This is a genomic window from Nocardia sp. NPDC052316, assembly GCF_044547795.1.
Classification (GTDB): Bacteria; Actinomycetota; Actinomycetes; order Mycobacteriales; family Mycobacteriaceae; genus Nocardia.
The window spans coordinates 1,056,713-1,076,097 of record NZ_JBIUBB010000003.1 but is presented as its reverse complement, the minus strand read 5'-3'; the positions used below and the strand labels follow the sequence as shown (position 1 = coordinate 1,076,097).

Here is a 19,385-nt window from a genome sequence, read left to right as displayed (position 1 = left end):
GTCTAGGGACCAGCACCGACAAGGTGATACGCCGACACCCACACCACCCCCACCGACCCGGAAACCACCCATGTTCATGGCCCGAGAAGGTGTCGGCATCAGGTCATAGGATGGGTCTGTTGCACGGGCGGTTGTGCCACAGGGAGGGAATCGCGATGCTCCGTTCGGCGGAAGCGATGCACGCCTATCTGATCGACCAGGTCAACCACATGCTGCGGCGGCTCGCCATGTACGGCGGCGAGCCCGCCCTCTGGACAATCTTCCACCACCTGTTCTTTCTGGAAGACGCGGACAACGGGATGGCTGACCTGCACGAATCCTGGCGCGCGCGCAACGCTTTCACCCCCACCGGCGTCAAGGGCGCGCTGCAACGCCATCTCCCCGAAAACCTCCACTCGGCGCTGCCATCGATGTACGCCGAAGCCGCTCGGCAACGCGGTTGGCTCACGATGGACCGAGCACTGACCGCCGACGAGTACACGAGCCTGCGCGCCGCGATCGACACCTTCGTCGCGCAGGATCGCGGCTGGGACGACGTCGTCGCGGCATTCGGCCCACCCAGCGTGCTGTTCGGCAGCACGAACCCCTGGTATGAGAAGACCCTCGCCTACGCGACGGCGAACAAGTCGGATCCCATGGTCTTCTTCCACTTGTGGACCGACTGGGAGACCCGTCCGAGGGACGCCGGGCCGATTCTGCTCGCGGTCCGCTCCGGTGTCGGCCCGTTCGCGGCGACCTTCTCCTTCACCCCCGAGGGCATCCGGCGCCGCCCGCCGGAGGACGAATGCTGAGGCGGGCGGCGTGGCGGGTCACAGGGTGGCGACGAGTTCCCGCAGTACCGGGAGGCTGAGGGAGCCGGAGCCGAGGACTACGTCGTGGAAGGCCTTGATGTCGAAGGCGCTGCCGAGGCGTTCGGTGGCGGCGAGCCGCTGTCTGCGGATTTCCAGCTGGCCGATCTTGTAGCCGACCGCCTGGCCCGGCATGCCGATGTAGCGGTCGACCTCGGTGGTGATCTCGGCGATCCCGGCGGGTGCGTTGGCCACCATGAAGTCGATGGCCTGCTGCCTGCTCCAGCCTTTCGCGTGCAGGCCGGTGTCGAGAACGAGGCGGCACGAGCGCATGGAATCACCGGACAGCATGCCGAGCCGGCCCAGATCGTCCTCGTACAAGCCCATCTCGTCGGCCAGCCGCTCGGTGTAGAGCGCCCAGCCCTCGACGAACGCGGTGTTCGCGTACGACTGACGCTGGAACCGCGGCAGATGATCGAGTTCGTTGGCGATGGTGAGTTGCAGATGGTGACCGGGAACGGCTTCGTGGAAAGCCACCGCGGCCGTCTCGAAGCGACCGCGCCCGGTGGGGTGATAGGTGTTGACGAAGTAGGTGCCCGGCCGGGAACCGTCCGCGGCGGGCGGAAAGTAGTAGGCCGCAGGGGCGTCCGCGGCGAGGAACTCCGGCATCGGCACGATGTCGCAGGATTCCTTGGGCAGCCTGCCGAACCAATTGCCCACCTGGGCGTTCGCCGAGGTCAGCGCGTGGCGCGCGTCGAACATGATCTGTTCGCCGTCGACGTAACACAGTTCGGGATCGTCGCGCAGCCTGGCGAAGATCTCGCCGAGGTCGGCGGTGCCGAACAGCCGCTCGCCGATCGTCGCGTATTCCTCACGCAGCGCGGCGAGCTCGGTCAGGCCCAGTTCGTGGATCTCGTCGGCACCGAGATCGGGCAGGGTGGTGTGGTAGCGCAGCTGGCGGCGGTAGATGTCCTCGCCGTCGGCACCGAGCCAGCACAGGCCGGCCTTGTCGTCCGGACGACTCGCGGGCAGCAGCTCGTTGAACAGCACCTCCCGGTAGCGCTGGAACGCCGGGCGGATGACATCGCGTGCCACCTCGGTCAATTCGGCGCGCCAGTTCGCCTCGCCATCCCAGTTCGGCGGACCGGCGAAGGTGACGAACGGATCGTCGGCCAGCTCGGAGGCCAGATAGCCGTCGAGCTGGTTCAGCGACCGCTCGAGGTTGATCCGCGCCGGGGTGCGGCCCGCGGCCAGACCGTCCCGGAACCGGTCGACGGCCTGCGCGAGCATGGTGTCGAACTGCCGGAAGCGCTGTACCAGCGCGAGCGCGTTGGCCGGTTCGGGCGCGTTGGTCTGCGGCGCCATCGTCAGCAGGTAGGCGTGCACGCCTTCCATCTGGTCGGATGCCAGCTCCAGCGGCCTGCACTCCAGCCGTTGGATCGCGCCCGCCAATTCGGTGCGCAGCAGGCTGCGGGTGATGCGGTCGGTGGGGTCGAGCCGCTCGGTGTCGAGCGCGTCGACCTGGCGCAACAGGTCGCGCCAGGTCGACAGCAATTGTTGTTCGGCCGCGCCGGACAGATCCTCGACGCGATCGTCGAAGCGCCGATCGCCGAGCAGTGTCGCGTCGCTGGGTTTGGCCTCCAGGAAGGTGTCCCAGTACCGCTCGGCCAGACCTGTCAGCTCATCGTGACCATTCATGGTCACGATCATGCCTCGAGGACGGCCTTGCGGCCCTGGGGATTACACCGGAACTACCCGACGCCCAGGTAGGCCGACTTCACCGACGGGTCGGTGAGCAGGTCGCGACCCGCGCCGGTCTTGGTGACCTCGCCGGTCTCCATGATGTAGGCGCGGTCGCTGCGCGAGAGCGCCTGCTGGGCGTTCTGCTCCACCAGCAGCACCGTGGTGCCCTGCTGGTTGATCTCGGAGATGATCCGGAAGATCTGCTGAATGATCATGGGCGCCAAGCCCATCGAGGGTTCATCCAGCAACAGCAGCCGCGGCCGCGCCATCAGCGCCCGGCCGATGGCCAGCATCTGCTGCTCACCACCGGAGAGCGTGCCGCCGACCTGCTTGCGCCGCTCCGACATGCGCGGGAACAGCTCGAACACCCATTCCAGCGTCTGGTTGTACTCCGCCTTCTGCTTGAACGGCCTTCCGTAGCAACCCATGTCGAGGTTTTCCTGCACCGTCATGCCGGGGAAAACACCCCGGCCCTCCGGTGCCTGGATCAGCCCCTCGCCCACCCGCTCGTGCGCCTTCATGTGGGTGATGTCGCGACCCTCGAACATGATCTTGCCGCGGGTCAGCGGCAGCAGGCCGGACAGCGCCCGCATGGTGGTGGTCTTGCCCGCGCCGTTCGCGCCGAGCAGTGTCACCAGCTCGCCCGCCGCCACCCGCAGCGAAATCCCGTGCAGCGCCTGGATTCTGCCGTAGTTGACGACCATGTCGGTGACCTCGAGCAAGGTGTCGGGGGTCGCCGAACCTCCCTTGGTCACGTCGACGGTCTGCTGATCCGGTTCTCTGTGCGATGTCATCGCTGCTCCTACCCGTCCGTCCCGTGCGCGCTCGTCCCCGACTCGGTGCCGTCGTCGGGCACACCGAGATAGGCGGCGATCACCGCGGGGTCCTCCCGGATCTCGGCGGGCAGCCCGTCGGCGATCTTGCGGCCGAACTCCAGCACCACGATCCGGTCGGTCACGCCCATCACCAGGCGCATGTCGTGCTCGATCAGCAGCACGGTGAACCCGTCGTCGCGGATCTTGCGGATCAGATCCATCAGCGCCGACTTCTCACTCGGATTGAACCCGGCTGCGGGCTCATCCAGGCAGAGCAACTTCGGCTCGGTGGCCAGCGCCCTGGCGATCTCCAAGCGGCGTTGATCGCCGTAGGACAGGTTGCGGGCCTTCTCCACCGCCATCGGTGCGATGCCGACGAACTCGAGCAGCGCCATGCCCCGCTCGATCGCGTCGTGTTCCTCGCGGCGGTGCCGCGCGGTGCGGAAGATGGCGCCTGGCACCGAGGTCTTGTGCCTGGCGTCGGTGCCGACCACCACGTTCTCCAACGCGGTCATCTCGTTGAAGAGCCGGATGTTCTGGAAGGTACGCGCGATGCCGAGCCGAGTGATGGCGTTGCGCTTGGTCTTGGTCAGCGGTGCGCCGTCGAAATACACGGTGCCCGAGGACGGGCGGTACACACCGGTGATCGCGTTGAAGCAGGTGGTCTTGCCCGCGCCGTTGGGCCCGATGAGCCCGAGGATCTCGCCGCGGCGGATCTCGAAACTCACCGCGTCCAGCGCGGTCAGACCGCCGAACTTCACGGTCAACTCCTCGGTGCGCAGCAGCGGCGCACCGACTTCGGTCTCGATCTCGCGATGCGAGGCGACGACCTCCGCGACCGTCTCGGCGTCGGCCAGGTCCGGCATCACCGCGGTCACGTCGACCACACCGGCACTCGGCTCCACCTCGGGTTCGGCGACATAGCCCGCGGCCATGTCCTCGTTGTCGAACAGTGCGCCACCGGCGCCCGGCCCGGTCATCGGGTCGCTCCGATCGTGTCGTCGCCGGACGGTCTGCGCACGGCTTGGTACACCTGCCGCCCGTAGGCGAGCAATTTCTGCCGGACCGGGAACAGGCCCTGCGGTTTGAAGATCATGACCACCATCAGCGTGATGCCGAAGAACAAATACTTGTAGTCGCCGAGTGATTGGGCGCCCGGCTTCTGGAAGACCAGCACGTTGTTCAGCACGACGAGCATCACGATCACGGCGACCAGTCCGCCGGCCAGATAGCCGAGCCGGATCGGCCGCTCCTGATCACGAGCCCACCTGCGCCACCCCACGATCAGACCGACCACCAGTGCGATGGTGAAGATCAGGGCGATCCAGCCGACCGCCGTCTGCCCGACCGCCTGCACCGAAAGCAACCGGTTCGGCAGATACACGATGACGAACGCGCCGACGATCACGCCGAGCTTGTTGCCCTGCCCGCCGATCACGACCGCACACAGGAACAGCATCGAGTTGATGATGTTGAACCCGGTGGGGTTGATGAACTGCACCTGCCCCGCGTACAGCGCGCCGGAGAGCCCGCCGACCGCGGCGCCGATCATGAACGCCCACAGCTTGAACTTGAACGTCGGCACGCCCATGATCTCGGCCGCGTCCTCGTCCTCCCGGATCGACACCCAGGCCCGGCCGACGCGGCTGCGCTCCAGGTTGCCGACGATCAGCAGGGTGATGATCACCAGCACCATGCCGATCCAGAACCACCAGGCACCCGCGTTGGCCTTGTCAAGCAGGTTGGCGGAGTCCGCGTTTCCGACATTGCCGGAGGAGAACACCCCGTTCGGCTTCGTCTCGGACTCGCCGATGTGCGGGTAGGCGATGCCGGACAGGCCGAGGCTGCCGTTGGTCACGTCACCGAGGTTGTCGGCGAGCAGCCGGACGATCTCACCGAAGCCGAGCGTCACGATCGCCAGGTAGTCGCCGCGCAAGCGCAGCGTCGGCGTGCCGAGGATCAAGCCGGACAGCGCGGTGACCGCCACCGCGATCGGCAGGCAGGCCAGCCAGGCCCAGTCGTCGTTCAACCAGCCGCCGCCGGTCTGGTTCCACGGACTGTTGGGACTGGTGAGCAGGCCGACGGTGTACGCACCGACGGCATAGAACCCGACATAGCCGAGGTCGAGCAGACCCGCCTGTCCGACAACGACATTCAGGCCGACAGCGAGCAGGGCGTACATGGCGAACTGCGCCATCACACCGCCGAAACTGGTGCCGGGAGTGTCGATGAACGGCGGCGGGAACAACGGCAGCAACGCCAGCGCGATGATGGCGGGCACGCCGACCGCCCACTGTGCAGGCCGGGACAGACCGCCCCACCAGGAACGCAGGGCGTCACCGACGCCGTGCATCGGACGCTCCGGCGCCGGTGGCGGAGCAGCGGTCTTGGTCGAAACGTTCATGCTCGTGCCTTCCCGAGACTCTCACCCAAAATGCCGGTCGGTCGAATCATCAGCACCAGCACGAGCACCACGAACGCAACCACGTCGCGCCATTCGGTGCCGAACAGGATCTGGCCGTAGTTCTCCGCCAGTCCGAGCAGCAGGCCGCCGAGCAGCGCGCCGCGCAGGTTTCCGATACCGCCGAGCACCGCGGCACTGAACGCCTTGATGCCGAGGATGAATCCGCCCGAGTAGATGATCCCGTTCGGGATCTTGAGCGCGTACAGCAACGCGGCCGCGCCGGCGAGCACGCCGCCGATGAGGAAGGTGAGCATGATGATCCGCTCCCGCGAGACACCCATCAGCGTCGCGGTGTCGGGATCCTGCGCCACGGCCCGGATGCCGCGGCCGAACTTGGTCTGATTGATGAGCAGTTCGGTGGCGATCGCCAGGATGACCGCGGCGACGATGATCACCAGTGTCACGTTGGTGATGTCGGCGCCGCCGAAGCTGAACTGCTTGGTCGGCTCCACCAGCATGATCGGCTTCTGGGCATTGGTGCCACCCACGGACGGCCAGATCTTCGGCAGCACGAAGTGCACGATTTCCTGGATCACGAACGAGGCGCCGATGGCGGTGATGAGGAAGATCAGTGGTTTGGCGCCACGCCTGCGCAGCGGTCGATAGGCGACGCGTTCCAATCCGACCGCCGCGGCCCCGGAGACCGCCATGCCGAAGATCATCGCCAGCGCCAGATAGGTGATGGTGAGGATGATGCCCTGGGAGTAGACATCACCGCTCGGCGAGAAACCGAGCAGCATCAGCCCGATGTACTGACCGAACAGGCCGAGCATGAATATTTCCGAATGGGCAAAATTGATAAGCCGCAAAACGCCGTAGACCAGGGTGTAGCCGACAGCGACCAGTGCGTAGATCGCACCATAGGACAATCCGTCGACGGTCAGTCGCCAGAAATCTTGGATCACGCCTTCATAGTTGAAGTCGATTGATCCGCCGGCGAGTTGTACAGCGCCGGCTAATGCAGTGGGTGTCATTCGTAATTCGCCCTCATTCATTCGCCCTCACGAAACAGCAGCACGTATCGGGATTCGCGCGAACCCCGATACGTGCTGCGCGACTCGTGTGTATGGGTTACTTGACCGTGTAAATCCAGATCAGTGCGTTGCTGAGCTCGCCGTTGGCGCTCCACTTGTACTGACGGGCCAGCCCGGCGCCGTCGTAGCTACGCACGTACTCCAGCAGGTCAGGGCGGGTTACCTTGCCCGCGTCGATGCCCTTGGCCAGGATCGTGGCCAGGTCGTAGGCCTCGACCGAGTAGACACCCGAAGGCTGCTTGTTGAAGGCCTGGTAATCCTTCTCGAACTTCTCCGGAGCCGGACCACACGGGCAGGTCAGCGTCGCGCCCTTAGCCGCGCTGCCCGCCTGGGACAGGAACTGCGGATCGTTGGTGCCGTCCGGGGCGACGAAGACGCCCTTGAAGCCACCCGACTTCAGCTGCTGCGCCAGCGGCGCACCCTCGGCGTAGTAACCGGCGAAGAAGACGGCGTCCGCGTTCGCACCCGCGATCTTGGTGACCGTGGCGGAGAAGTCCTTGTCACCGGTCTTGATGCTGGAGGAGCAGCTGGCGTCGGCCGCGGCTCCCAGACCGTCGGTGATGCTCTTCGCCAGGCCGGTGCCGTAGTCGCTGTTGTCCTGGACAACGCAGACCTTCTTGTAGCCCGCGGTGCCGGTCAGGTACTTCGCCACCGACGGACCCTGCACGTCGTCGTTGGCCAGGCCGCGGAAGAAGCTGGTCCAGCCGTTGGCCGTCAGCGTGGCGTTGGTGGCCGAGGAGGTCAGCGAGGCCAGGCCCGCGTCGCTGAGAATCTTGCCGGTCGCCTTGGTCTCACCCGAGAACGTCGGGCCGAGCAGGGCGACGATCGACTTGTCGTTGACGATCTGCGGGATGACCTGGGTGGCCTTCTGCGGATCGCCCTCGGTGTCGAACGACTTCAGCGTGATCTGACAGCCGGGGTTGGCCTTGTTGTGCTGATCGAGCGCCAGCTTCGCGCCCATGTCGATGTTGATCCCGAGCGCGGCATTCGGGCCCGTCAACGCGCCGGCAAAGGCGATGCTGGTCGGCGCGCAGGTCGCCTTACCGTCACCAGCGGGGTCGGCGGCCTTGGCCGGGTCGACCTTCGCAACTTCCTTGCCGTTGATGTCTACCTGCGCCACCGGCTGGATGGACAGCCCGGCTGCGCCGCTGGTACCGGACGAATCCGTACCGTTGCTGCTGGTCGATTTGTCACTGCAACCGGTCAGCACCAGCGCGGCGGCAGCGCCGATAGCCAAAACACCTCGCGTCGTACGACTGTGCCATGTCGAACTAAGCACGTTTCACCTCTAAGTCCTGTGCTCCCCCGGGATCACCGAGGAGGCCGACCACGTCAGCCCGGTCAGAACTTAGCGTTCATACGTTAGTTCCGCATCACATTCGGATCATGAACGCGACATCGTGTCGAATTTTTGTTCACGATCGCGTTTCGCGCGCGTAAAATTCACACCCGGCGACGGCCGAGGTCACTTGGGAGCGAGGTTCTCCAGCACGACCTCCGCGACAGCCTTCATCGTAGTCCGGCGATCCATTGCGGTCCGCTGAATCCACTTGAACGCCTGCGGCTCGGAAAGACCCTGCGTCTGCATCAGCACGCCCTTGGCCCGCTCCACCAGCTTGCGCGTCTCCAGCCGGTCGGACAGGTTCGCCACCTCGCCCTCCAGCGCGGTGATCTCATGGAAGCGGCTCGCCGCCAGCTCGATCGCGGGCACCAGATCCGATTTCGTGAACGGCTTCACCAAATACGCCATCGCGCCCGCGTCACGCGCCCGCTCGACCAGGTCGCGCTGACTGAACGCAGTCAGAATCACCACCGGCGCAACACGTTTCGACGCGATCTCGGCCGCCGCGTCGATGCCGTCCCTGCGCGGCATCTTCACATCCATGATCACCAGATCCGGCCGGTGCTCCACCGCGAGATCCACCGCCTGCTGACCGTCGCCGGCCTCACCGACCACCAGATAGCCCTCTTCGGTCAGCATCTCCACCAGATCCATGCGGATGAGCGCCTCGTCCTCGGCGACGACAACCCGCTTCGCCCCCGCGTCGCGCTTCGTGCCTGCGCCCCCTGCTGCTGTGCTCATAGGTAGACCCCTCTGGTTCAGATGCCTGTCCCGACACGCCGAAGGGTGGACGTTGGTCCAACTAGCCGACCATCGACCTCACCACGGCGCTATCGAGTGATGTAAAGAGTACCTTTCACTTCGGCATAGAACGCATATACCCAGGGCAAACCGCCCGGCCGCGGGTCGAAGACCAACCGGTTAGGTGCCAGCCCACCCCACCCGCTATCATTTCCTCCCGGTGCGCCGGGTTGGCGGAACTGGCAGACGCGACGGTCTCAAAAACCGTTGTCCGAAAGGACGTGTGGGTTCGAGTCCCACACTCGGCACTCGACACTGGGACACCCTTGTCCGCATAGCGCGCGGACGGGGGTGTCTCGTCGTCACACTGGGGGCGCAGCCCCCAGACCCCGCTCGGCGGGGCTTTGCCCCCCGAACCCCCCTTCCAGTGGTGGCGTGAGTTGCGGTAGTTGCGATCAATCGCTTACCGCTTGCGCGCCTATTCCTTTCCATTAGCTCCCACCCGCTTCCTCGAACGAGTGCAGTGTCGCGGTTTTGTGCCCGAGCATCCGCTGTACGGCATTGATATTCGCCCCTGCACTGATGGCGAGAGACGCGGCCGTACGGCGAAGTGCAGGTGGCACAACCCCCGATCCGAATACCGGTGTAAGCCAACTTGAATACCAACGTGCGGAATCGACCAGATGACGCTCGATCCCCAGCCCCGAGTAGAGGTCTGATCTCGAATGCCCGGTCGCTCATTGCGGCCGGGCGTTTTCGTGTCTATCTATCCGGCCGAGCGCACCCAACCTTGCGCTACATCGGCAAGATTCCACCACGAGACATGTTGTGCATCAGTAGATTCCAGCGACCAGTGTTCGGACAGCCGGTCGAAGAACGCATCGTCGCCGGTCTTGCCACCCTTCGGCTCGCCGATGTAGACCAACCGCCGACCTCCCCGCGCCTCGAACGCCGCCAAGGCCCGAGACGCCATCGGATCTCCCCACCCCAGCGGCCAGCACAGCAACAGCACGCAATCGCCGTCGAGTTCGGCGTCGAACTCGTCCAACCCTGCCACGGGGTGCCAGACGTCCAGCTGACCCGCAGCACCGGGGAACGACACATTCGCGGTGCTGTTGGGCGGCTCCACATCGAACGCAGCGACGTCTACGCCACGGGCGGCGAGCTGTCCGGCCCAATAGCCACGCCCCGCTCCCAGCTCGAGTACCCTTCGCCCTTCGGTGAACCGTGCCATCCACTCGATCGACTCCGGCGAGGGCACCGCATACGCGTACGCAGCCTGCAATATCGTCTGTGCGAACGCCAGCCGCGCACTCCCGTTCTTCCTGCCGCCGTTGATAACCCGACGCCCACCATCCTCACCAACCGACGGCGCAACAATGTCCCAGTACGGATTCCCCGACTCCGACACACCACCGGTCATGTAGTGCACAAGCCGGAGATCGAACGCGGCATCAGCCGCGGGGTCATCGGTCCCCGGCAACATCGGAGCCGTGTCGAGGTACTCGGCGACCTTCGGATACTCCAGCCGGAGCCGCTGCTCGTCCTCCAGCAGTGCCGCCAGTTCCTTGCGTCGCTCGGTCGTCAGCGTAAGCCCGGTCATGTACTCGATTCTCCCGACCAGACAGCTCTTTTGGATCAGGCCATCGATCTTCGGGTCGGATCGTTGAGGTCCACCGCGCTTCTCGGTATTCGGACCGCCAGCTGGTTTCGTACCTGCGACGATCCCGGATGGGACTGTCTGTCGAACCCCGATGTACCGCAATCTCCGATATCGCCGCGACCCGCCCATTCGGGAACGTCCGCATCGGCCACTGGGCGCGCGACCACCGGCCTCCGCTCGGCGCGGCTTTTCCTGTACATGCCACTCCTTACCCTCTTCCTCGAACGAGTGCAGCGGCGCCGGATGGTTTCAGCTGGAGTTCCGTACAGGAACCCGCTGGAAGTTCCACTGGTGAATGGGCGGATCAGTTTCGTATTTGGTTCGCTGCGAAGTCGCGTGCCGCTGGTGGGAGCCAGTACAATCGAGTCGTCACGTGAGTGATGCTGGGCGGTGGGCGCCGTTGCTGCGACGCCCTACCTGGTGGGTTTACCTAGTCCGCACCCGGCGGACCGGTACGAGTGCTCCGGCGATTACGGCACCTCCTGTCAACATGAGGCCGTAATCGACCGGAGCCTCTCGCTTTTTCCGGCGATGTTTCGCCATCCCCACCACCTCTCCCTGGGCGCGATGTCTGGACCACGTCCATCGCCCCTCGGAAAACGTGTCCCTACTCGATGCCACGTGACGTCCAGAATTGTTGTCACACAGGCGATTACACGCCGAATCAGCGTGCATTCGCAGCCTCTTTGGGTGCAGACTGGAACCGCGCAACCTTAGCAGCGCGAGCGGCTCGGTTGCGGCAGGGAACGGCCGGATCGGTTTTCGCATTTGATTCGGCGTGAAGTCGCGCTCCGCCGGAAGCAACCCTTATAATTGAGTCGTCACGCAAGTGATGCCGGGCGGTGGGACGCCGTTCCTGCGACGCCCCACCTGGTGGGTTACCTAGCCCGCACCCGGCGGACCAGTACGAGCGCTCCGGCGATCACGGCAACTGCTGTCAAGACGATGCCGTAATCGACCGGAGCCTCTCGTTTTTTCCGGCGATGTTTCGCCATCCCCACCACCTCCTCCCTGGGCGCGATGTGTGGACCATGTCCATCGCCCCTCGGGAAGAGGTGTCACCACACTACGTCAGGCAACTGCCAGAATTGTTGTCACACAAGCGATTCCACACCTAATCAGCATGCTTTCACACCCTTCGAGGGTGCAGACTGGAACTTCACACCCCTTCTGCAAGCCGCGGGCCCTGTATCTCTGCGGGTGACAGCGGGTGTGCACAGTGCCTCTCATGGGAAACAATCGGGTCCGATTGCCCGACAAGGGTTTACCCGAGTGATGCTGCGTGTGGGTCGGGACGTGCTCGGCGGCGCCAAGCAGACCATCACGTGCCGTCATATTTCACTGGAAACAGCCACCTGGGGCCGGGTCGCCGGAAGCAGGAGCAAACGAGTGGGTTGCGATGGGCCGTATCCCGGTTGTGCTGCGGGTTTGCACGTCCGAAGCGATGCGTGCACGGCCTTCGACGCAGCGGCCCAGTGGGGTGGATCGGACTGTCCGCGTCCGTATGGGCCCCGCGCGTCCAGGGAGGAAAGGATCCGGTAGCTGGCGGATCTCCACCACGGTTGAAGCTTGAAACTTATACTGACGCACAGCAGATCGGATGCAACTCGTACCAACATGATCGGCGGTGCTGCCGGTCATTTCGCTGAGGAGTCGAAACATCATGTCCGATGACCACATCCCCACGATCCGGACCGATATCCCGCATTCCGCACGAATCTGGAACTACTGGATGGGCGGCAAGGACAACTACGAAATCGATCAGGTCGTCGGGGATGCCAGCCTCGAGGTAGACCCGGACATCCGCACGATGGCGGTGCAGTCGCGGCAGTTCCTGATCCGCGCGGTGAGCCACCTCGCCCGCGAGGAAGGTATCCGCCAATTCCTCGACATCGGCACCGGGCTGCCGACCATGCAGAACACGCATGAGGTCGCGCAGGCGATCGCGCCGGAGTCGAAAGTTGTGTATGTGGACAACGACCCGCTGGTCCTTGCCCACGCGCGCGCGCTACTCAACAGCACCACCAACGAGGGCGTCACCACGTACATCGACTCGGATTACCACTATCCGGAGCAGATCGTTTCGGACGCGCGCAACGTGCTGAACTTCGATGAACCGATCGGCGTCATGTTCATGGGCGTGCTCGGCCACGCCAAGAGCTACGACGAAATGCTGCGCATCGTCCGCACCGTGATGGGCGAGGTGCGGCCGGGCAGCTACCTGGTGCTGTGGGACGGCACCGACGACAGCCAGGCCTACGTGACGCTGTGTGAGAACTACACGAACAGCGGCGGCGTGCCCTATGTCCCCCGCCCGCAGGCGCAGATCCGCGCCGCTTTCGACGGCCTGGAGCTGATCGAGCCCGGTTTCGTCTCGATCACCCAGTGGCGACCCGCGGCGACAGAGGTCGGCGAAGCACAGCCCATCTCCGCGTACGGCGGAGTCGCACGCAAACCCTGACGTACATCGAAGCGCGGCATCCCCGGTCGGTCCGCCGGGGCGCCGCGCACCACCATCGAACCGTTCGGGTGCCCCTCTCGTATCACCTGCAGTAGGGCACAAGGACGCCCGAGTCAGCGGAGGTTGCGATGCGGGTGCAGAGAACGACTGTCGATCTGAGCGAATATCCGGATCTGGTGGTCATCTACCTCGGGATGCGGGTGCACAAGCCGCGCGGCATCCTGCGCCTGCTCGGCCTCGGTCCGAAACTCTATCGCTCGCACCGGGATCGGCCGGACGGGCTGCTCTCGCACGAGGACGTGATCTGGTCGCTGTTCCCGCCGCACTGGGGCGCCCGGCAGTACTGGCGCGACCTGGACAGCCTGGAACGCTGGACCAGGTCGGCCCCGCACCGAGACTGGTGGCAGAAGTTCCTGCGGGACTCCGGCGGCACCGGGTTCTGGCACGAGGCGTACTTCATGCGGGGCGGCATCGACGCGATGTACGACGACATGCACACCCCGACCGGCATGGCCCGGTTCGCGCCTGCGCTCGCCTCGCGCGGGCGGATGTTCTCCACCAGGGGGCGCGTGCGGGACGAGCCGGCGAAGGTCGCGCCGGTGATCGACGAAAAGAGTTACTACAGCGACGAACCCGAGTAGTTCGTATCACAAGCTAATCACAACGCTGTGTTTCGGTGATCCCATCATGGGGTAAGTGCACGGGGACACACCTGAACATGATCAACGGCAAATGCGACGCACACCTCATCTCCGGAACTTGTGCGCCGTTCCTCGTGTACGGCAACCGACCTGCAGATGAATATTGCTCCAGAGCGCACGTTTCGGAGGTTTTCGGACATCGACGGCGTTATCGAACGTTTACCGTATTCCTATGCACGTCCTGTTCGTCTGCAACGGCAATGTTTGCCGTTCTGTGATTGCCGAGCGCCTGACCCGCGCGATCGCGGTCGAACACGCGCTGCCGAACCTCACCGCGGAGAGCGCGGGCACCCGGGCGCTGGTCGGCTTCCCGGTCGAACCACTTGCCGCGCAAGCCATCGAAGGCCTCGGCGGCGACGCGAGCAACTTCAAGGCCAGGCGGCTCAAGGACGAGATGGTCGACAACGCCGACCTGGTGCTCACCATGACCCAGCAGATCCGCGACACGGTCAGCGAGATGGGGTTCGGGGTGGCCTGCCGCACCTTCACCCTGCTGGAGGCGCACCGGATCGCCCACGTCACCGGCGCCCGCTCGATCGCCGAGCTGCACGAGTCGCGCAACGACCTGTCGATCGTCGGCCGGGAGAACATCACCGACCCGATCGGGCTGTCCGAGCAGGCGTACTGCGACGTGGGCGACCGGATCGCCGAAGCGCTGGTACCGCTGCTGCTCGCCTTGGCGCCGCACGAGCAGACCAGGCCCGTCGCGGACGAACGTCCCGGGCTGATCATCGAGCCGGACGCCAACCCGCCGCTGGCGACTTTTCTGGCCGCGCACCGGGTCAGGTAGTCTGCCGGCTCAGCGAATATCACCCCTTCGACACAGCAATGCAGGGCTGCTATGTCCATTTCCGCGCCGGAAGTATTACACTCCCGCGGACAACAACTTTCCGCCGTTGCTGGTTCGACACACGACAGGAATAGACATGCCGAAACGCATTTCGGATGTTTCGCTCCATGTGTATGTGACACCGGAAACCCTCGAACGAGTCGTCGAGACCGTGCGCGAGGTGGTGGACGACCACCTGCAGGACCGCGACGTGTTCGCGTGGCGCTTCACGCTGCCGGTGGACACCGACGATCCGACCCACGTGACCCTCGAAACCCAGTGGCGGATGGAGCATCCCGGCGACGAGCCGGGTAGCCGCGGCACCTACGAGATCGCGCTCAGCCTGGTCGGCGCGCCCACCGTGCTCACCGACGCCGACGTGACTCGCTTGGAACAGCAACTGCTGCACGGGATCTACGGTGTCGCCCGCACCGAGCCGGGCCAGAACATCCCGTTCTCCCTACGCGCTATGCAGCGGGCGGATCTGGACCTCGACGTCGAGCGCGAACGGATCTGACCCGAGACCCCCCGAAACGACTGCGCCGCACCAACTTCCCGGGAGGGAAGCGGATGCGGCGAGAGTCAGCGAATAATCGAACCTACCGGGCGGCGTTGGCCCCCCGCGTCGGGAAGTGCCGAATCAGCCCTTCCTGCACCGTGGTAGCCAGCAACTCCCCGCTGCGCGAGAAGAAGCGGCCGGTGGCCAAACCACGCGAGCCCGAGGCCACCGGGGACTCGGTGGCGTAGAGCGCCCACTCGTCGAACCGGAACGGCCGATGGAACCAGATCGAATGGTTCACCGTCGCCGCCACGATCCGGTCCAGCCCCCACGACAGTCCGTGCGTGGTGATGATCGAATCCAGCACCGTGGTGTCGGACGAATAGCCGAGCGTCGCAACATGAAGCAGCGGATCGTCGGGCAGCCGCCCGTCCGTGCGCATCCACACCCGATTGTGGTTGAGCCGCTCCCCCGTGCCCTTCAGGATCCAGGCCGGGTCGTTGGTGTAGCGCATGTCGATCGGGTGCGGCGCCTTGATGAACATCTCCAGCTTGTCCTCCAAGCCTTCGAAGCTCTCCTCGACACGCGGCAGCGTCTCCGGATCCGGCACCTCGGGCAGCGGATGCCCGTGCTCGAGGCCCTTGTTCCAGTCCTGGAACGCCGCGAGCATGACGAACAGCTCCTGGTCGTCCTGGAAGGCGGTGACGGTGCGGTTGGCGAACGCGCGGCCGTCGCGGTGCCGGTCCACCCGGTACTCGATCGGCTTCTTCGTGTCGCCGCCGCGCACGAAATGCGCGTTCACCGCGTGTACCGGACGGTCACCGACCGTGCGGCCCGCCGCGATGATCGCCTGCGCGACGAGTTGGCCGCCGAACGTGCGGCTCCACACCTTCTCCGGATGCTGACCGACGAACACGTCCTCGTCCATCTGCTCCAAATCGAGCAGACCGAGCAAAACGTCGAGATCAGACTTCCCGGCCGCCGACGAATCGACGACCGACCCTCCAAGAGAGCTGTTCAAGTTAATGATCCTCCTCACCGATGCGATGCACGTGGATCAGGTTGGTGGAACCGACCGTACCCGGCGGGGAGCCGGCCACGATTACCACGAGGTCACCCTTTTGGTATCGCTCCATGGACAGCAGTGCTACATCGACCTGGTGGATCATAGCGTCGGTGGTGTCCACCATCGGCACGATGAAGGTCTCGGTGCCCCAGGTCAGCGCGAGCTGACTGCGCACCTCCGGCAACGGAGTGAACGCCAGCAGCGGCAGCGGGGTGTGCAACCGGGCCAGGCGGCGCACCGTGTCACCGGACTGGGTGAACGCCACCAGGGCCTTGGCATTGAGCCGCTCGCCGATGTCGCGGGCGGCGTAGGAGATGACGCCGCGCTTGGTGCGCGGCACGTGGGTCAGCGGGGGCACCCTGGTCGATTCGGTCTCCACCGCGTGCACGATGCGCGCCATGGTGCGCACCGTCTCGATCGGCCAGGCGCCGACCGAGGTCTCCCCGGAGAGCATCACCGCGTCGGCGCCGTCGAGCACCGCGTTCGCGACATCGGAGGCCTCGGCCCTGGTCGGGCGCGAGTTCTCGATCATCGACTCGAGCATCTGGGTCGCCACGATCACCGGCTTGGCGTTCTCCCGCGCCATCTGGATGGCCCGCTTCTGCACCAGCGGCACCTGCTCCAGCGGGAGCTCGACGCCGAGGTCACCGCGGGCGACCATGACCGCGTCGAAGGCGAGCACGATGGCTTCCAGGTTGTCGATGGCCTCGGGCTTCTCCAGCTTGGCGATCACCGGCACCCGGCGCCCCACCCGGTCCATGATGTCGTGCACCAGCTCGACATCGGCCGGGGACCGCACGAACGACAGCGCGATGAAGTCGACGCCGAGCTTCAGCGCGAACTCCAGGTCCTCGATGTCCTTCTCCGACAGCGCGGGCACCGAGACATCCATGCCCGGCAGCGAAACGCCCTTGTTGTTGGAGACCGGGCCGCCCTCGGTCACCCGGCAGACGACGTCGTTGCCGTCCACCCGGATGACGGTGAGCCCGACCTTGCCGTCGTCGACGAGCAGCCGGTCGCCCGCCTTGGCGTCCTGCGCGAGCTCCTTGTATGTGGTCGAAACCCGGTCGTGGGTGCCGTCGACCTCGTCGACGGTGATCCTGACCTCTTCACCCGTCGCCCAGACGGTCTTGCCCTCGATGAATCGGCCGAGCCGGATCTTCGGTCCCTGCAGGTCGGCCAGGATGCCGACCGCTCTGCCCAGGTGATCGGAGGCCGCCCGCACCTTCTTGTAGTTCTCAGCGTGATCCGCGTGTTCGCCGTGACTGAAGTTCAGTCGAGCCACGTCCATGCCGCTCTCGACGAGTTCGCGGATACGGTCCTCGGTGGCAGTAGCCGGGCCGAGCGTGCACACAATCTTCGTCCGTCGCATCACGGGTAGAGCCTAGTCCCGACCAGTACCCGGGGCCCGCTGTGCCCCAGGTGAAAGCTGGGTAAAAAAATGAACGTTTACTTGGTGAAACCTCCAAGCGTTACGCATTGCGCAACGTGCCTGGCCAGCGTCGTGGAGTCGAAACGACAGCGCGGAAATGTTACTCGCTGGTAGTTTGCTGCAGCCTCCGATCGGCCTCGGATCGCCCGATGGATCAGGTCGCCACGTGCCGGGCCAGGCGCGTCTCCAGCCGGGTCTGGCCGAAGCCGAGGAACAGGCAGATGACCCAGTAGTAGATGGCCGCGACGCCGTACAGCGCGAAGAAGTCGAAGGTCGGCGCCGCCGCGATCTGCGCGACCCGCAACAGTTCGGTCACCAGGATGGTCGAGGCCAGCGAGGTGTCCTTCACCAACGAGATCAACGTGTTGGACAGCGGCGGGACCGCGATCCGCGAGGCCTGCGGCAGGATGATCAGCCGCATCATCTGCGGATACCGCAGGCCGAGCGCCTGCGAGGCCTCCCACTGCCCCTTCGCCACGCTGAGGATGGACGCGCGCACGATCTCGGCCGCGTACCCGCCGACATTGAGGCTGAACGCGATCACCGCCGCCGGGAACGGATCGATCACGAGGCCGAACTGCGGCATCGCGTAGAACACGATGAACAGCTGCACCAGCAGCGGCGTGCCCCGAATGATCGAGATGTAGAACCGGGCGGCTGCCGACAGCGGCCATATCGGTGACATCCGGGCCAGCGCCACGAACACCGCGATCACCAAGCCGATGACGAAACTGATCGCGGTGAGCGGAAGCGTCTTCTCGACGGTGGCCTGCAGCATCGGCCACAGGTTGTGCCAGATCAGTTCCCGAGTAGCGGCATCCATGGACGGCGTCGGCTACTTGCTGACGTCGGTGCCGAAGTACTTGTCCGAGATCTTGGCCAGCGTGCCGTCGGCGCGCAGCTCGTTGAGCGCCCGGTCGACGTCGGCGATCACCGCGTCGCCCTTGCGGGCCGCGAACGCCTGCTTGCTGGTCTCGCCGGTCTTGCCGGAGACCTTCACGCCGGTGTCGCCGGTCTTCTTGGTGTACTCGGCGACCGCGAGGGTGTCGTTGACGGTGGCGTCGACGCGGCCGTTCTTCAGCAGCTGGATGGCCTGCACGAAGCCCTCCACGGCCTCGACCTTCGCGCCCGCGCCGGTGGCGACCTTGCCCCAGTTGCTGGTGGCCGACTGGGCGCAGGTCTTGCCCTTCAGGTCGGCGAGGGTGGTGATGGCGTTGTTGTCGGCGCGGGTGACGATCACGCCGTCGGAGGTGGTGTAGGGGCTCGACAGCGCGTACTTGTTGGTGCGCTCGTCGTTGATCGTCACCTGATTGGCGACAAGGTCGAAGCGCTTGGACTCCAAGCCTGCGAAGATCGCGTCCCACGGCGTCAGCACGAACTCGACCTTCTTGCCGAGCTTGTCGCCGACCGCCTGGATCACCTCGATGTCGTAACCGGTGATCTTGCCGTCGGTGCCCTGGAAGCTGAACGGGGAGTAGGTGCCTTCGGTGCCGACCTTCAACACGTTCGCATCGCTGCTGCTACTGCAGGCGGTGAGCCCGGTGGCGGCGACGATGGCGAGCATGGCGGCGGCGAACAGCTTGCGACGCACGGGTTCCCTCTCTTCGGTGTATGGACATCCCACACACAACACGCAAATCCGGCTCATGCTACGCCGGGACTTCTGCGAAGGACCCTATCTCGATCATGGTGCGCAAAAGGGTTGTACTCGCGGAAACAGCGACGCGTCGCCGGACCGCCGCATCGCCGAGCCAGGAACGTCGAACGGGCACCGCCGGATCGGCGATGCCCGTCGTCTGAATATCGC

The 19,385-nt window shown here is 65.2% G+C and carries 17 protein-coding genes, 1 tRNA gene and 1 pseudogene; 6 read left to right on the top strand and 13 right to left on the bottom strand.

The window, feature by feature from the left end; genetic code table 11:
- The first annotated feature begins 155 nt into the window (after positions 1–155).
- Complete coding sequence (locus ACIHA7_RS17735) at positions 156–791, top strand: hypothetical protein (protein ID WP_397290542.1); 636 nt, start codon at positions 156–158, stop codon at positions 789–791.
- An 18-nt stretch (positions 792–809) separates the two neighbouring features.
- Here the strand turns inward: ACIHA7_RS17735 and ACIHA7_RS17730 are convergent, their stop codons facing one another.
- From ACIHA7_RS17730 to ACIHA7_RS17700, 7 genes are all read right to left on the bottom strand, one after another.
- Positions 810–2,486 (bottom strand): DUF885 domain-containing protein, encoded by a 1,677-nt coding sequence (locus tag ACIHA7_RS17730; RefSeq protein WP_397290540.1) that lies wholly within the window; start codon positions 2,484–2,486, stop codon positions 810–812.
- Between the two features lie 53 nt (positions 2,487–2,539).
- Positions 2,540–3,235, bottom strand: a complete 696-nt coding sequence (locus ACIHA7_RS17725; protein WP_397290830.1) for an ABC transporter ATP-binding protein — start codon at positions 3,233–3,235, stop codon at positions 2,540–2,542.
- Positions 3,236–3,333: 98 nt separating this feature from the next.
- The gene (locus ACIHA7_RS17720) at positions 3,334–4,326 is read right to left on the bottom strand and encodes an ABC transporter ATP-binding protein (RefSeq protein ID WP_397290538.1); all 993 of its coding nucleotides are present in this window, start codon (positions 4,324–4,326) and stop codon (positions 3,334–3,336) included.
- A complete protein-coding gene (locus ACIHA7_RS17715) occupies positions 4,323–5,699 on the bottom strand; it encodes a branched-chain amino acid ABC transporter permease (protein ID WP_397290828.1) in 1,377 nt (458 codons plus the stop codon). Before ACIHA7_RS17715 ends, ACIHA7_RS17720 begins: the two co-directional genes overlap by 4 nt.
- A 47-nt stretch (positions 5,700–5,746) precedes the next feature.
- The gene (locus tag ACIHA7_RS17710; RefSeq protein ID WP_397290536.1) at positions 5,747–6,784 is read right to left on the bottom strand and encodes a branched-chain amino acid ABC transporter permease; all 1,038 of its coding nucleotides are present in this window, start codon (positions 6,782–6,784) and stop codon (positions 5,747–5,749) included.
- A gap of 97 nt (positions 6,785–6,881) precedes the next feature.
- Positions 6,882–8,081, bottom strand: a complete 1,200-nt coding sequence (locus tag ACIHA7_RS17705) for a branched-chain amino acid ABC transporter substrate-binding protein (RefSeq protein WP_397290534.1) — start codon at positions 8,079–8,081, stop codon at positions 6,882–6,884.
- 228 nt (positions 8,082–8,309) lie between these two features.
- On the bottom strand, positions 8,310–8,927 hold the full coding sequence (locus ACIHA7_RS17700) for an ANTAR domain-containing response regulator (protein ID WP_014983319.1): 618 nt from the start codon (positions 8,925–8,927) through the stop codon (positions 8,310–8,312).
- 224 nt (positions 8,928–9,151) lie between these two features.
- On the opposite strand from ACIHA7_RS17700, the gene ACIHA7_RS17695 reads away from it, so the two are divergent.
- Positions 9,152–9,235: transfer RNA gene (locus ACIHA7_RS17695), tRNA-Leu, on the top strand.
- Between the two features lie 213 nt (positions 9,236–9,448).
- On the opposite strand, the pseudogene ACIHA7_RS17690 reads toward ACIHA7_RS17695, so the two are convergent.
- Positions 9,449–9,556: pseudogene (locus ACIHA7_RS17690) on the bottom strand (site-specific integrase); the annotation flags it as partial.
- A 137-nt stretch (positions 9,557–9,693) separates the two neighbouring features.
- Positions 9,694–10,530 (bottom strand): hypothetical protein, encoded by an 837-nt coding sequence (locus ACIHA7_RS17685; RefSeq protein ID WP_397290532.1) that lies wholly within the window; start codon positions 10,528–10,530, stop codon positions 9,694–9,696.
- Between the two features lie 1,723 nt (positions 10,531–12,253).
- Between ACIHA7_RS17685 and ACIHA7_RS17680 the strand changes: the two genes are divergently transcribed.
- From ACIHA7_RS17680 to ACIHA7_RS17665, 4 genes are all read left to right on the top strand, one after another.
- Complete coding sequence (locus tag ACIHA7_RS17680) at positions 12,254–13,051, top strand: SAM-dependent methyltransferase (protein ID WP_397290530.1); 798 nt, start codon at positions 12,254–12,256, stop codon at positions 13,049–13,051.
- Between the two features lie 128 nt (positions 13,052–13,179).
- Complete coding sequence (locus tag ACIHA7_RS17675) at positions 13,180–13,692, top strand: phenylacetaldoxime dehydratase family protein (RefSeq protein ID WP_397290528.1); 513 nt, start codon at positions 13,180–13,182, stop codon at positions 13,690–13,692.
- 232 nt (positions 13,693–13,924) lie between these two features.
- Positions 13,925–14,542 carry a low molecular weight phosphatase family protein gene (locus tag ACIHA7_RS17670; protein WP_397290526.1) on the top strand — a complete coding sequence of 206 codons (618 nt, stop codon included), beginning with the start codon at positions 13,925–13,927 and terminating at the stop codon, positions 14,540–14,542.
- A gap of 136 nt (positions 14,543–14,678) precedes the next feature.
- A complete protein-coding gene (locus tag ACIHA7_RS17665; RefSeq protein ID WP_397290524.1) occupies positions 14,679–15,098 on the top strand; it encodes a hypothetical protein in 420 nt (139 codons plus the stop codon).
- Positions 15,099–15,180: 82 nt separating this feature from the next.
- On the opposite strand, the gene ACIHA7_RS17660 is transcribed toward ACIHA7_RS17665, so the two are convergent.
- The 4 genes from ACIHA7_RS17660 to ACIHA7_RS17645 all read right to left on the bottom strand — a co-directional run bounded on the left by ACIHA7_RS17660 (position 15,181) and on the right by ACIHA7_RS17645 (position 19,142).
- On the bottom strand, positions 15,181–16,008 hold the full coding sequence (locus tag ACIHA7_RS17660; RefSeq protein WP_397290826.1) for an acyl-CoA thioesterase: 828 nt from the start codon (positions 16,006–16,008) through the stop codon (positions 15,181–15,183).
- Between the two features lie 94 nt (positions 16,009–16,102).
- Entirely contained in the window at positions 16,103–17,521 is a 1,419-nt protein-coding gene (gene pyk / locus ACIHA7_RS17655) for a pyruvate kinase (protein ID WP_186818892.1), read from the bottom strand.
- A 211-nt stretch (positions 17,522–17,732) separates the two neighbouring features.
- Positions 17,733–18,401, bottom strand: a complete 669-nt coding sequence (locus tag ACIHA7_RS17650; RefSeq protein ID WP_397290521.1) for an amino acid ABC transporter permease — start codon at positions 18,399–18,401, stop codon at positions 17,733–17,735.
- 12 nt (positions 18,402–18,413) lie between these two features.
- Positions 18,414–19,142, bottom strand: a complete 729-nt coding sequence (locus ACIHA7_RS17645) for a transporter substrate-binding domain-containing protein (RefSeq protein ID WP_325050798.1) — start codon at positions 19,140–19,142, stop codon at positions 18,414–18,416.
- Between the last annotated feature and the right edge of the window lie 243 nt (positions 19,143–19,385).

Coding starts and splice junctions, on each gene's coding strand:
- ACIHA7_RS17735 (WP_397290542.1), top strand. CDS start 156: ATGCTCCGTTCGGCGGAAGCGATGCACGCCTATCTGATCGACCAGGTC.
- ACIHA7_RS17730 (WP_397290540.1), bottom strand. CDS start 2,486: ATGAATGGTCACGATGAGCTGACAGGTCTGGCCGAGCGGTACTGGGAC.
- ACIHA7_RS17725 (WP_397290830.1), bottom strand. CDS start 3,235: ATGGTCGTCAACTACGGCAGAATCCAGGCGCTGCACGGGATTTCGCTG.
- ACIHA7_RS17720 (WP_397290538.1), bottom strand. CDS start 4,326: ATGACCGGGCCGGGCGCCGGTGGCGCACTGTTCGACAACGAGGACATG.
- ACIHA7_RS17715 (WP_397290828.1), bottom strand. CDS start 5,699: ATGCACGGCGTCGGTGACGCCCTGCGTTCCTGGTGGGGCGGTCTGTCC.
- ACIHA7_RS17710 (WP_397290536.1), bottom strand. CDS start 6,784: ATGACACCCACTGCATTAGCCGGCGCTGTACAACTCGCCGGCGGATCA.
- ACIHA7_RS17700 (WP_014983319.1), bottom strand. CDS start 8,927: ATGAGCACAGCAGCAGGGGGCGCAGGCACGAAGCGCGACGCGGGGGCG.
- ACIHA7_RS17685 (WP_397290532.1), bottom strand. CDS start 10,530: ATGACCGGGCTTACGCTGACGACCGAGCGACGCAAGGAACTGGCGGCA.
- ACIHA7_RS17680 (WP_397290530.1), top strand. CDS start 12,254: ATGTCCGATGACCACATCCCCACGATCCGGACCGATATCCCGCATTCC.
- ACIHA7_RS17675 (WP_397290528.1), top strand. CDS start 13,180: ATGCGGGTGCAGAGAACGACTGTCGATCTGAGCGAATATCCGGATCTG.
- ACIHA7_RS17670 (WP_397290526.1), top strand. CDS start 13,925: ATGCACGTCCTGTTCGTCTGCAACGGCAATGTTTGCCGTTCTGTGATT.
- ACIHA7_RS17665 (WP_397290524.1), top strand. CDS start 14,679: ATGCCGAAACGCATTTCGGATGTTTCGCTCCATGTGTATGTGACACCG.
- ACIHA7_RS17660 (WP_397290826.1), bottom strand. CDS start 16,008: ATGGACGAGGACGTGTTCGTCGGTCAGCATCCGGAGAAGGTGTGGAGC.
- ACIHA7_RS17650 (WP_397290521.1), bottom strand. CDS start 18,401: ATGGATGCCGCTACTCGGGAACTGATCTGGCACAACCTGTGGCCGATG.
- ACIHA7_RS17645 (WP_325050798.1), bottom strand. CDS start 19,142: ATGCTCGCCATCGTCGCCGCCACCGGGCTCACCGCCTGCAGTAGCAGC.